General features: G+C 62.6%; 12 protein-coding genes. 7 read left to right on the top strand and 5 right to left on the bottom strand.

The window, feature by feature from the left end:
• Positions 1 to 142: 142 nt before the first annotated feature.
• Both HALLA_RS03925 and HALLA_RS03920 read left to right on the top strand, forming a co-directional pair.
• Positions 143 to 931: a class I fructose-bisphosphate aldolase gene (locus HALLA_RS03925; protein WP_049952167.1), complete on the top strand. Its 789-nt coding sequence runs from the start codon at positions 143 to 145 to the stop codon at positions 929 to 931.
• Positions 928 to 1,902, top strand: coding sequence for a class 1 fructose-bisphosphatase (locus tag HALLA_RS03920; protein WP_084568924.1), 975 nt, complete (start codon positions 928 to 930; stop codon positions 1,900 to 1,902). Before HALLA_RS03925 ends, HALLA_RS03920 begins: the two co-directional genes overlap by 4 nt.
• Positions 1,903 to 1,942: 40 nt before the next feature.
• On the opposite strand, the gene HALLA_RS03915 is transcribed toward HALLA_RS03920, so the two are convergent.
• Complete coding sequence (locus HALLA_RS03915; RefSeq protein ID WP_049952166.1) at positions 1,943 to 2,167, bottom strand: hypothetical protein; 225 nt, start codon at positions 2,165 to 2,167, stop codon at positions 1,943 to 1,945.
• 25 nt (positions 2,168 to 2,192) lie between these two features.
• A complete protein-coding gene (locus tag HALLA_RS03910) occupies positions 2,193 to 3,395 on the bottom strand; it encodes a hypothetical protein (RefSeq protein WP_049952165.1) in 1,203 nt (400 codons plus the stop codon).
• 538 nt (positions 3,396 to 3,933) lie between these two features.
• Here HALLA_RS03910 and HALLA_RS03905 point away from each other — a divergent pair.
• Complete coding sequence (locus HALLA_RS03905) at positions 3,934 to 5,769, top strand: acyl-CoA carboxylase subunit beta (RefSeq protein ID WP_049952164.1); 1,836 nt, start codon at positions 3,934 to 3,936, stop codon at positions 5,767 to 5,769.
• A gap of 614 nt (positions 5,770 to 6,383) precedes the next feature.
• Positions 6,384 to 6,731: a DUF5658 family protein gene (locus HALLA_RS03900; RefSeq protein WP_049952163.1), complete on the top strand. Its 348-nt coding sequence runs from the start codon at positions 6,384 to 6,386 to the stop codon at positions 6,729 to 6,731.
• A gap of 78 nt (positions 6,732 to 6,809) precedes the next feature.
• Here HALLA_RS03900 and HALLA_RS03895 read toward each other — a convergent pair whose 3' ends face one another.
• Both HALLA_RS03895 and HALLA_RS03890 read right to left on the bottom strand, forming a co-directional pair.
• Positions 6,810 to 7,385, bottom strand: a complete 576-nt coding sequence (locus tag HALLA_RS03895; RefSeq protein ID WP_049952162.1) for a TlpA family protein disulfide reductase — start codon at positions 7,383 to 7,385, stop codon at positions 6,810 to 6,812.
• Positions 7,386 to 7,541: 156 nt separating this feature from the next.
• Positions 7,542 to 8,093, bottom strand: coding sequence for a DUF7409 domain-containing protein (locus tag HALLA_RS03890; RefSeq protein WP_084568922.1), 552 nt, complete (start codon positions 8,091 to 8,093; stop codon positions 7,542 to 7,544).
• Positions 8,094 to 8,280: 187 nt separating this feature from the next.
• Between HALLA_RS03890 and HALLA_RS03885 the strand changes: the two genes are divergently transcribed.
• Positions 8,281 to 9,135, top strand: coding sequence for a 3-hydroxyacyl-CoA dehydrogenase family protein (locus HALLA_RS03885; protein ID WP_049952160.1), 855 nt, complete (start codon positions 8,281 to 8,283; stop codon positions 9,133 to 9,135).
• 103 nt (positions 9,136 to 9,238) lie between these two features.
• On the top strand, positions 9,239 to 10,540 hold the full coding sequence (locus tag HALLA_RS03880) for a hypothetical protein (protein WP_049952159.1): 1,302 nt from the start codon (positions 9,239 to 9,241) through the stop codon (positions 10,538 to 10,540).
• 13 nt (positions 10,541 to 10,553) lie between these two features.
• On the opposite strand, the gene HALLA_RS03875 is transcribed toward HALLA_RS03880, so the two are convergent.
• Positions 10,554 to 11,600, bottom strand: a complete 1,047-nt coding sequence (locus HALLA_RS03875) for a phytoene/squalene synthase family protein (protein WP_049952158.1) — start codon at positions 11,598 to 11,600, stop codon at positions 10,554 to 10,556.
• A 206-nt stretch (positions 11,601 to 11,806) separates the two neighbouring features.
• Between HALLA_RS03875 and HALLA_RS03870 the strand changes: the two genes are divergently transcribed.
• Positions 11,807 to 12,952, top strand: a complete 1,146-nt coding sequence (locus HALLA_RS03870) for an acyl-CoA dehydrogenase (RefSeq protein WP_049952157.1) — start codon at positions 11,807 to 11,809, stop codon at positions 12,950 to 12,952.
• Positions 12,953 to 12,993 lie beyond the last annotated feature (41 nt).

Below are 12,993 nucleotides of genomic sequence, written 5' to 3'. Positions count from 1 at the left end.
TTTTTGCCGCATTAGTGGTCGTTCGTGTGTCAGGACCAAACGCGGTATTCGCCCGTTTGAGCGCATATTTACTACAGAATTGAGTAATTTCGACCGGGCGGACCATCAGAGATTTATAGCGGCCTGTTGGACCACCACGTAGATGATACCGATCGACGATTCCCCGATCGTCCGCGACGGCAAATCACTTATTCTGGCGATGGACCACGGCTTAGAACACGGGCCGGTCGACTTCGAGGATGTCCCCGAAAAACTCGACCCGGCGACCGTCTTCGAGACGGCGACACACGACGCCGTCACCGCGATGGCCGTCCAGAAGGGTATCGCGGAGGGCTACTATCCGAGCTACGAGGACGACGTTAATCTCCTGTTGAAGCTAAACGGTACCTCGAACCTCTGGATGGGCGAACCAGATTCGCCGGTCAACTGCTCGGTCGAGTACGCCGCCGAACTCGGTGCCGACGCGGTCGGATTCACCGTCTACAGCGGTTCGAACCACGAAGTCGAGATGTTCGAAGAGTTCCGAGACGCACAGGAAAGCGCCCGCGAACACGACCTTCCCGTCGTCATGTGGTCGTACCCGCGCGGCCAGGGGCTGAAAAACGACACCAAACCCGGTACCATCTCCTACGCGACCCGCATCGCCCTCGAGGTCGGCGCGGACATCGCGAAGGTGAAGTATCCGGGCAGTCCCGAGGCCATGCGACACGCCTGTCGGGCCGCAGGCGACATGAACGTCGTCATGAGTGGGGGTTCGAAGACGTCCGACTACGAGTTCCTCTCGACGGTCGAAGCCGCCGTCGACGCCGGGTGTACCGGACTGGCGGTCGGGCGAAACGTCTGGCAGCGCGAGGATCCGACGAAACTGCTCGACGCCCTCGAGAAAGTGATCTACGACGAGGAGACCGCAGAAGCCGCACTCGAGGAATGACCGACACGAATCCCGACGCGCGTACTGGCTCCGGTCCGTCCGCCTCCCGGCGCGAGTCGGGCGAGGCCGAACTCGAGCCGGCAGTCGACGCCGTCGTCTCGACGGTCGCTCGAACGGCGGCCGACGTTCGACAGGGGCTCGTGGGCCGTCGCGGCAAAACGGCGGGTGAGAATCCAAGCGGTGAGAGCCAGGCCGAAGCCGACGTCTACGCGGACGAACTACTGGCCGATCGGCTCGGATCGCTCGCGGTCGTCGGCCAGTACGCGAGCGAGGAACGGGCCGAACGTATCGACTGCGGACCGACGCCGGGAACCGATGCTAGTCGCGTCGACGAGTCCGATGCCGGCCGCGCCGACCGGACCGTTTCGGTGGCCGTCGACCCGCTCGACGGCTCGTCGAACCTGGCATCGAACAACGCCATGGGGACCATCTTCGGGATCTACGACGCGCCGCTTCCCGCCGCCGGCCGAGACCTCATCGCTGCGGGGTACGTGCTCTACGGCCCGATCACGACGATGGTCGTCGCCGACGAAACCGCCGTCACCGAGTACGAACTCACCGGCGGCGAACGGACGGTCGTTCGCGACGACATCGCCTTGCCCGACGAGCCCGTCGTCTACGGCTTCGGGGGGCGCGTCCCCGACTGGCCGGCGGACTTTCTCGAATACGCGCGAGCGATCGAAGACGAACTGAAACTCCGCTACGGCGGCGCAATGATCGCCGACGTCAATCAGGTGCTGACCTACGGTGGCGTGTTCGCCTACCCCGCACTCGAGTCGCGTTCGGCGGGAAAGCTCAGGCTCCAGTTCGAAGGGAACCCGATCGGCTACGTCATCGAGCAGGCGGGCGGGCGCTCGTCGAACGGCGACCGATCCCTGCTCGAGGTCGAACCGTCGTCGCTTCACGACCGAACGCCGGTCCACGTCGGCAACGACGATCTGATCGACCGCCTCGAATCGACGCTCAAGTGAACCCATCAGCAGGTGAATCTGCTTCTCTAACGCGTTTTGACTACGAACTGGACGAACCGAACCACGATGCGGTGATGCTCACGTAGACGGCGACGCCGAGCAAGAGGAGGCCGTAAAACGCCCATATCGGCCAGCCAGTCGAGAGAAACAACAGTGTCAAAAAGAGGACCCAGAGCCCCAGTATAACCACGTCACCGAAAAAGCGGATAACGGCGGTTATGAGCGCTCGAACACCGCGTCGAGAATCGGATTTGGTTTCGGTCATTGTGGCGTATGATGTGTGGTTGCGGTCAGAAGTGATAGCCGAGCGAGTTCGTCACCTGATACGCCGAGATACCCCAGACGTAGCTCTGGCCGGGCCACCAGGTTCGAGCGTTATTGAACCCCGCGATGAGAATCCCTTCCTCCGGATTCTCCGGGTCCGGATGGTAGCTGACGGAGCCGCTATCGCCGTCGATCAGGTCCATTTCGCCGCCCCATCGAATTTGGCCGTGGCGACAGAAATCGTCGGTAAAACACGTCACCGCGTCGATTCCTTGAATCTCGCCGGTCGTGTGTCCTGTCATCGCGCCGACTTTCTCGAGCGGTTCGCCGCGAGCGAGCAGGTCGGCCAGTCCCCAGCGGGTGAACTGGCCGCGGACGGACGACGGCGGTGACGTATCGATTTGATTGATCGGTTCGAGTTCCCCCGACGGTTCGACGGCGACGAGGTCTGCGACCGGGTGGTCGACGCTCACGGTTCCCAGGTCGAACGACTCCTCCGATTCCGTCGGGAGCGTGAGCGCTTCGCCGACGACGGCGTCCTCGGCGTCGAAGGCGTGTTCGGCGGTGACAAAGTACTCTGACTTCGATTCGGGGTCGTACATCGCAGGGCCGAGCGTCGCCATGCTCGAGTCCGTTTCGCAGGTGACCCCGCCCGGCGCGGTCCCGGTCCGACCGTCTCGAGCGAGGCGAGGTTGTCGCGTTACGCCGTCGCGTCCGTTCCTGAACTCCTCGATGGTTTCGAAACCATCGTCGTCACCGTCGTCGAACCGTTCGATGTCGAGACCGATATCGTCCGCGACCGTTCCGAGAACGTCCCCGACGAAACTGGCATCACCCGTGAGACCGATGGTCACTGACGCCGTCCCGCTCCGGTAGTCGCCAGGAACGACCGCGCTTCCGAGATAGCCCATCACTTTCGACTTCGCGAGGAGGTCGTTGACCTCGAAGGCTTTTTCGACGGCGGCGTACCACTCGGCCGGAACCGTCCTCGTGCGCTTCTCGAGCGAAAACGGGTCGTCGTCGCGTTCTCGAACCAGTGCGGTGACGACCGGAACGTCGCCGTCGTCGGTCTCGAGAAAGTCGTCCACGCCGAGAAAGTGTGCCATTCCAACCGCATAGCCGGCGCTGGCTAGCGTGCGAACGAACTCCCGTCGGTCCATTCCGGCGTGTAACCGCTCACGAACCCTCGAAAGACGACGAACGACGTTCTCGGTGTTTTTGTCCGACATATGGCCTAACGGGATGCAATTTCTGCCGCTCGCTCGGTGAATATGGATGACGACGGCGACGGTACGTACACGAAGTCACCACGAAAGCGAGCATACACTTTCTGCCTGCAATTGCCGCTTCATGGATACCACCTGTCGGCAGAGCGCTCGAATACCGAGCGAGACACACATAAACCATGGACAGTTGAACGCGAAGGATAGTGCTGGTACAGCTTCCAGTATCGTCCGTCCCTGCGTTGGTGACCGTGGGGACTGCCCTCCCGACGCTCCCGCCAACCGACTTCCCCCCTCAGTTCGGGAGTATTCGCGACCGCACGAATTCGGCTGTGTGTCCCGACCGGGCAGAAACGGCGACTGACTCGAGAGCGGCCCTGCTCCCCGCTCGTGGTGTGCCCGGTAGTGTGAACGAGCCCAAACGCGAGTTGGGAATACAGGGATTCAAGCGCTCGGTCCGCCAACGGATTCGCAGTATTATTTCGCTTGGATCGTTTGCGTTAAAAGGGAAAACTGTTTGACGATATCTCCCGCAGAATTTGTCATGAACGTTCGTATCGCCGACGGCGCGAGCGAGGAGGAAGCGTCGGTCATCGCCGCGGCACTGGCCGAACACGTCGGCGTCGATATCGCGGTGTATATCGGCGCCGACGACGAACCGACCGCGGTTCGGGAGGTCGATTCGGAGTCGGCCACTGCACCCGATCAAGCGGGCGACGCGAGCACTGGGCAGAACGCACACGCGACGGTTTCCGCGACAAACGGCGGGACGGACGATCGAGCGTCGGATTCGAGCGGGCCGACCGAACGCGAAGACCGCCTCCGGGAGGAAATCGAGGATATACTCGAGGGCGGCCCGTCGAAGTACAGGGATCAGCTGTCCGACGAGGGGAAACTCTTCGTCAGGGACCGGCTCGAGCTCTGGTTTTCGGGCGCGAACGACGAGTTCCTGTTCGAAGACGGCAAGTTCGCGGCGTTCGACGAGTGGCACCCCGACGGGGCCGACACGGACGGTTCGGAAGACGATAGACTGCCGGCCGACGGACTCATCACCGGCGCGGCGACGTTCGAGAACCGAGACGTCCACTTCATGGCCAACGACTACACCGTCAAACGCGGGAGCATGGCCGCGAAGGGCGTCGAGAAGTTCCTCCGCATGCAACAGCGGGCGCTGAAGACCGGCCAACCCGTGTTGTACCTGATGGACTCCTCCGGCGGTCGAATCGACCAACAGACGGGCTTTTTCGCCAACCGGGAAGGGATCGGCAAGTACTACTACAACCACTCGATGCTCTCGGGGCGCGTGCCACAGATTTGCGTGCTCTATGGCCCCTGTATCGCCGGTGCAGCCTACACGCCCGTCTTCGCCGATTTCACCGTGATGGTCGAGGGGATGTCCGCGATGGCCATCGCCTCGCCGCGAATGGTGCAGATGGTCACCGGCGAGGAGATCGACATGCAGGAACTGGGTGGTCCCGCCGTACACACGCGGGAATCGGGCTCGGCCGATCTCGTCGCTCGAGACGAAGAACACGCCCGCGAGCTCGTCGCGCAGTTGATCACGTATCTACCGGACAACGCCGACCAGAAACCGCCTCGAGCGGCGGGGCGATCGCCCGCATCCGCTCCTGCGGGCATCGATGCCGTGGTTCCACAGCAGCCGAACACGAGCTACGACATGAACGAGGTTATCGAGCGACTCGTGGACGCAGACTCCGCGCTCGAGGTACGCCCCGACTACGGCGCGGAGATCCTCACGGTGTTCGCGCGAATCGACGGCCGGCCGATCGGCATCGTCGCCAATCAGCCGTCCCGCCGCGCGGGTGCGATCTTCCCGGACGCGGCCGAGAAGGCGGCGGAGTTCATTTGGAAGGCGGACGCGTTCAACGTGCCGCTGTTGTATCTCTGCGATACGCCGGGATTCATGGCCGGTTCACAGGTCGAGAAGGAAGGGATTCTCGAGAAGGGAAAGAAGATGATCTACGCGACCGCCTCGGCGACGGTCCCACAGCAGACGGTGGTCGTCCGCAAAGCCTACGGCGCGGGGATATACGCGATGGGCGGCCCCGCCTACGACCCGGAGAGCGTTATCGGCCTTCCTTCCGGAGAGATCGGGATCATGGGGCCCGAGGCGGCGATCAACGCAGTCTACGCCCGGAAACTGTCCGCGGTCGACGACCCCGACGAGCGCGCGGAACTCGAGCGGGAACTACGAGAAACCTACCGCGAGGACATCGATATCCACCGGATGGCGAGCGACGTCGTCATCGACGAGATCGTCCCGCCGAGTACGCTCCGGACGGAACTCGAGAACAGGTTCGAGTTCTACGCCGACGTCGAGAAGTCACTCCCGAGCAAGAAACACGGGACGATTCTGTGACCGGATGGAAACGGCCCCAGTAGCAGTACACTGACGCAAGCGACGGTCAGCAGTACATCGGAGCGAAGCGGCGACGACGCAGAATGGTCGTCGAACAGACTGGACACTCGTAGACATCTCGAGTGGGTTGTTCGTGAACGATCCAATCGCCCGTTATGGGGCTTTCGTGTTCGCATTCGGGGCAGAAAAGCACGCCTTTCTTCGGCGGATCCGCGTCCGGTGTTGGAGAGCGATGACTCATAGTGAGTGTACTGAGAGCCCGACGGTAAAAACGCTGTCCGCGATGAATTACCCTGACAATTCGCCGTTTACTGGGTCTCAGTCACAGGTCACAGACGAACACGCACCACGGTCATTCGGCGTTCGAACGGCACACGAGTCGGGATCGACTCGAGTACCGGTGCCGAACCCCTCGGTAAGCACCGCTTTCCGTTCCAACGGGTGAACGGACGCGCTCTCCCGCTGAGTTAGTGCGTTCTATGGGTCACATAACAATACGCCGGTTGGTAGAGGTGACGTTCGACAGCGCTCCTTTCACTCCGTGGGATGGCTCGAGGCTGTCCGGAACCGTGAGACAGTCACACGCCAACCGGTTCGAATCCGGTCGGGGGCCTATGAGTTTCGACGCCGGGTTCTCGCGAGCGAGCCACACGAACGGGTCGCCGGTCGCGCTCGAGAGAATACTGTGGATCGCCGTCGGCGCGGCGCTGGTGGGCGACGTCGTCACGACGTTCGTGGGACTCCATCTCGGGCTCGCCGAATCGAACCCGGTCGCTCACAGCATGATCGACGGCTACGGACTGGTCGGTATGCTCGGATTGAAGCTAGTTGCGATCGGTATCGGCATCGCGTGTCGGTGGCTCCTCCCGGACGAGTACCGGCCGATCGTTCCCGCGGGACTTGCCCTTCCCTGGCTGATCGCGGTTGGCATCAATCTGTACATGATCTCGACCGTCGTGTGAGTCCTCTCTGTCCCGTACCGGTCGATACTCCTCGAGAGGGCGGTTCTCAGTACGGAACAGTTCCAAGAACGATGCAGTTTACGCGCTGTCGCCGTCTCTCGCCGATTTCACCGCGTCGATGATCTCGCCATCGCCGATGATTCCCGCGCCCTCGTTCAGCGTCGCTTTGCCGTCTGCATCGAGTACGATCGTCGTCGGCGTGCCAACGATGTTGTAGTCCTGACGAAACGACCTCGACGACCCGTGGCCGACATCCCACGCCCCGTCGTAGTCGTCCCACCACTGGCGGAGTTCCTCCTCCTCGAGCGTTTTTCCGATCGACTGGGTCGTAACCGACAGAAACCGAACGTCGTCGTCGATGCGTTCTCTGGCCGCGCCGAGCGGTTCCATCTGTCGTTTACAGTAGCCACAGTAGGTGACGAAGAAGTTGAGTACTGAGATCTTCCCCTCTGGGGGAAGCACCTGCGTCCCGACCTCGCTTGCACCGGCGTCGATCGTCTGGATTTCGGATGGGCCCGTGTCTTCGCCCTCGAGATAGACGTCTTCGGAGTCGCCATCGCCGCCGATCGACGGAAAGCCGTTTTGCAACAGCGCGATACCGCTTCCCAACGTCCCGACGCTGGCGATGCCGGCGATCGCTTCCCGGCGTTTCATCGCGATCCCTCCGGGACGGTCACCCGAACGAGTGTTTTCGCGGGACTGAACATACACGATCGTACGGGCCGGACGCAAAAGGACCTAGGGGTTCGGGTCGAGTTCCAGACAGGACCGCTCGAGCGGCGAGAGACAGTTCGAGAAGCGCTCGCAATACTACTCGAGGAGTTCTCGAGCGTTGTGTCGCCAGATTCTGACGTGCAAGACGTTAAGCTCGAGGGCGTCAGCCACCTCGGCGGCGTGAATCGTCGCCAGTCGCTCCGCGGAGGTGATACCGGCGGTCGCCAGCCGATCCGCATCGTCAGGACCGACGCCGGTGACGCGTTCAACCGGCGTCGGTCGCGGCCAGGATCGTTCGGTCGCCTCGGTCGATTCGGCCTCCCGATCCGGCGGCGAGACGTTTTCGAACGCCTGCCAGTTCTCGTCGGCGCTGGCGACGACCCACTCGCGTTCGGCCTCGCCGAGCCCGCGAACCTCCGTCGACCGCTTGTCGAGGTCCCCGTCGGTTTCGAACGACCACGGCAACGAAAACCGACGCCTGAGGTGGGCGGCAACCGACTCCTCGAGGCCGGCCTCGAGCAACATGCGAAAGGAGTACGCCTTCTCGGAGACCCTCCGCGGATCGATGTCGGCTCGCTCGAGCGATTCACGGGTTCGCTCCTCGATCCGTGAATCGTCCGTTTTCTCGACGGCGGAGTCGTTGCTCACGCGGGACACCAGTCTATCCGTATCTCTCAGCGTTCCATCTTGAAAGTTATCCCCGTCGGATCGAACGCGCGAGCGACGTGTCCGAACTCGCGTTAGTGGGTCGTCCTTCGCGGTAGCGGGTCGTCCCGCCCGCTGTCGGAGCCAGTGCCACCGGTAGGCTTACCCCCGTTTCTCGTGACGTTCCGGTATGGTTCGTGAGACCATCGATCGAATCGGCGTCGTCGGCGCGGGAACCATGGGAAACGGCATCGCACAGGTCAGCGCAACCGCGGGCTACGACGTCGTAATGCGCGATATCGAGACCGAATTCGTCGAGAACGGCTTCGAATCGATCGACGACAGCCTCGAGCGACTGGCCGGTCGAGACGACCTCTCCGAATCCCCGGAGACGATCCGCGACCGAATCGAGGGGACGACGGCCCTCGAGGCGCTCGCCGACTGCGATCTCGTCGTCGAAGCCGCGCTCGAGGATCTGTCCGTCAAACGGGATATCTTCGGCGATCTCGAGGACGTCTGTGAGTCGGACGTCCTCCTCGCGACGAACACGAGCACGCTCTCGATAACGGCGATCGCGTCGGATCTCGAGTCTCCCGAACGGGTGATCGGGCTGCACTTCATGAATCCGGTTCCGATCATGGAGGGCGTCGAGGTCGTCGTCGGGGAGAAGACGAGCGAGTCAGCCCGCGAGCTGGCCCACCGCATCGCCGAGGACCTGGGGAAGACGACCTGGGAGTCCGACGACAAACCGGGATTCGTCACGAATCGAATCCTGATGCCCTGGATCAACGAGGGGATCCGCGCGTTCGACGAGGGTGTGGCCACGAAAACGGACATCGACGCGGGGATGGAACTCGGGACAAACGTCCCGATGGGGCCGCTGACGCTCGCCGATCACATCGGACTCGACGTCTGTCTGCACGCGACCGAGACGCTCCACGAGGAACTCGGGGAGCGGTATCGCCCGGCCTACCTCCTCAAGCGCAAGGTCGAAGCCGGCGACCTCGGCAAGAAGACCGGAACCGGGTTTTACGAGTACGAGTAACTGGCGTCGACGCCTTCGTCCGCTATCCAGCTGTCTACCGTGGACGACGTATCGTGTTAGTTGCAGCCAAAGTTTTTGTATCTGACATCCGAATACCGAGCTGATGAACCGATCCCGCGCCGCTGTGGTCGCCCTCCTCTTGGTCCTGGCCGGACTCGCTACCATCGCTGTCGTCTCTGCTGCGCCGCCGCCGACACAGCTCTGTGGGAGTTGCGGATCCGACCTCGAGGGCGCAAGCGAACCGGGAACCCTCGACATCCACATCGACGACGAGGGTGACTCGCAGTGGATCGAACGGGTCCCCGTAACCGACGACGCCGCAGCTCGGTATCGGGACGATCCAGACGCGCTCGAGGGATCGGTCGACGACGCCTGGGCCCGCTGGCACGTCGTTGACGGCGACCTCGATCGCACGGCCACCCTCGAGGACGAGACAGTGACGGTGACCTACGAAGTCGACGATATCGCCCGACCGGATATCCGGGACGGCTGGATCGTCGACTACTTCGCGCTCGAGTATTCGAACCACAGGTACGAGCTGGCGGCCGGGCGGGTGACGATCCACACGCCCGAGGGGACCACAGTCACGAACAACCCCGCACACGCGAGCGTCGAGGGCGACACGGCGACCTGGGCCCCTGACGACGATCGCGACGAGCACCCACCCGCGTTCGACCGTCGGACCTACGTCACCTACGGCTCGAGCGGCGTTCTCGCAAGCGCGAGCGGGTACGCGACGGTCGCCCTCGAGATCGGCCCGGACGCGATCGAACAGGGCGTTATCGGCGGACTTGTTCCCGGGCTGTTTCTCACGTTCGTGGGCCTCGCAGTCGGACGCGTCGACTTGGGGGTCCGCGCGTTCGATGCCGCGGGGCTAGAGCGGTTGTTCGTCACGGTCGGCGCGATTGGGGCCGTCTCCTTGCCGCTCGTTAGTGTGGCAACGACCGGTCGACCGTTCTTCCCCGGCCTCGGTGCGCTCGGTGCCCTCGGCGTCGGCTACGCGGCGCTCGGGGTCGCAGCTCGCCGGACCGGACTCGGACGGGATGCTCACGGGCTGACCCGCCTTGCGGTGCTCGTCACCCTCGCTACTGGGACGTTGCTGTGGCTGCTGGGCGGGCTGTTTACGCTGGCTGTGGTCCCGTTCGGACTCGCCGCTGCCCTCTTCTTGCCGATCGGGTACGCATCCGAGACCTCCTCGTGGCCGGTTGTTCCGCTCGTCCTTGCGGGACTCGCGCCGATGGCTACGGCTATTCTCCTGGCGTTGTTTTTCACGCCATCGGGATTCGGCGTGTTTTTCTACTGGATCATCGTTGCCGTCTGGGCCGGTATCGTCGTCGTGTTCGGCTACCCGCTCGGGCTTCTGGGACGACGACTGGCAACTGACCGACGAACAGTGACGCGTTAACTTCGGGGTGGTGTTACTGGTGGAGCGGTTTCTCTGCCATCTCGCTTCGAAGCGCTCCGACACCGGCTCTCGAGACGTCGTCCTCGAACGTCTGGATGAGTTCGTACACTTCAGCGCGAGAAACCTTGACGTCGCCGTTACGGACGACGTCTTCGGGCCGTTCGCGGAGTTCGCGCATGGTTCCAACTGCCAGCAGATACGGGATCGCCCACGCCGAGAGCTTGTTGCCGCGGTGTTCGGGGATGATCTCGAGGTAGCGGTGGGCGTCGTCGAGGTAATTTTCAGCGCGCCTGGTGACGCGTTTGATGACGTTCGTGACGCCGCTTTGGTTGTCCTCGTGAGTGACGTCCTCGACGGGCACGTTTTCTTCTTCTAACCACTCGGCGGGGAGGTAGACGTTGTTCTCCTCGCGGTAATCGGTCTCGACGTCTTTCGCGATGTTGACCAGTTGCAAGAGAAGCGCGAACGACCGAGCGTTGTTGCGCATCTCCTCGGCTCGTTCCGTGGAGACACCGCGGGCGACGAGACCGGTGATGAGCGTCCCGACCGTTCCGGCCGCGTACCAGCAGTACTCCTCGAGTTCCTCGACGGTTTGCAGGCGGAGTCCACCCTCGTCGGCGTACCGGCTCGTGAACATGGCCATCCCGCCGACGAGTTCCCGAACCGGTTCTCGCATGATCTCGCGCGGTTCGTCCTCGAGCGCGTCGAAGGTTTCGAGGACTCGCGGCGTCTGGGCGACGACCTCCCAGTCGTCGGTGGTTTCCTCGGGAATCCACGGCTCGACGTCGTCCATGAACTGCTCGACTGCGAGGTCGTCCGCCGGGTCGAGGAGTCGGTCGTACGAATCGAGGAGTTCCGTCTGGGTCTCGGCGGGAATGTGGCCCGCGTCCTCGATCGTATCAGCTATTCGACAGAGTAGGTAGCCGACACAGATGTGTCCCGCCATCGGTTCCTCGAGTCGGTCGATAGTTATCGAGAACGTCCGTGAGACCCCGTGTACGGCCTCGAAACACCACTCGAAATCGGCGTCCGTCGTCAGTTCGTGCTGGCCCGAAGTCATCTACGTATCAACCCATTCGGGCGCTTTCCGGAAAAACACCGCGGTCGCAGTTATGACCTTCAGAGGGGGACAGATACTCCGTTTTCGGCGTGGCAGTCCCGCGGAGTTGCGGTATCTGGGTGACCGACCGGCCACCCCCGACCACGCGAATGAACTCGAGTCCAGTTACAAAAACTGTAAAGGATCGACCCGTCGTTAGCTCGCGTATGGACTTTGCGCTCTCGGCCGAACAACGACAGATCCGCGAGATGGTTTCGGAGTTCGTCGACGAAGAGGTCGTTCCCGTCGCGAGCGAGATCGACCACGACGACGAATTTCCGGCGACGCTCGTCGACGAGATGGCCGAGCTCGGATTGCTGGGGATGCCCTTTTCCGAGGAGTACGGCGGCGCCGGACTCGACTATCACTCCTACGCTATCGGTCTCGAGGAGATTTCTCGGGGCTCCGGCGGCCTGGGAACGATCGTCGCCGCCCACACCTCGTTGGCGGGCAACATGCTCTACGAATTCGGATCCGAGGACCAGAAAACCGAGTATCTGACGCCGCTGGCCGAAGGAAGCGATATCGGCGCGTTCGCGCTGTCGGAAGCCGGCGCAGGAAGCGACGTTCCTTCGATGACGACGACCGCGCGCAAAGACGGCGACGAGTACGTCATCGACGGTGGGAAACTCTGGATATCGAACGGCTCGGTCGCAGACACGATAACGCTGTTCGCGAAAACCGACCCCGAAGCCGGCAACAAGGGTATCTCGTCGTTCATCGTTCGACCGAACGAGGACGAGGGGTTCATCGTCGAAGGAACGGAAGAAAAACTCGGCGACAAGGGTTGTCCGACCGCAGAGCTCCGATTCGACGAGCTTCGGGTCCCGGCGGACCGCCTGCTCGGCGAGGAGGGCGAGGGCTTCGTTCAGGCGTTAAAGACGCTCAACGGCGGGCGAATTACGATCGCGGCTCGAGGCGTCGGAATCGCTCGAGCGGCCCTCGAGGAAGCGGCCGACTACGCGAACGAACGTGAACAGTTCGACCAGCCTATCGGCGAGTTCCAGGCGATCAAACACAAACTCGCCGATATGGACACGAAGGTACAGGCCGCGAAGTTGCTCATGCACCGCGCGGCCGATCGAAAAATCCGGGGCGAGGACTTCATCAAGCACGCGGCGCAGGCCAAACTCTACGCCTCGGAGGTCTCTCGAGAGGTTGCAAACGAGGGGATCCAGATCCACGGCGGCTACGGCTACACGAAGGACTTCCCCGCAGAGCGGTTCTACCGGGACGCGAAGTTAAACGAAATCTACGAAGGAACGAGCGAAGTGCTTCGGAACACGATCGGCGATCAGGTGCTCGATTCCTGACGAAAGCGGACGTACCGATAGGAACGGCCAACTGTCCACAA

It is taken from the genome of Halostagnicola larsenii XH-48, from assembly GCF_000517625.1.
Classification (GTDB): Archaea; Halobacteriota; Halobacteria; order Halobacteriales; family Natrialbaceae; genus Halostagnicola; species Halostagnicola larsenii.
This window is presented reverse-complemented; position numbering and strand designations above follow the sequence as displayed.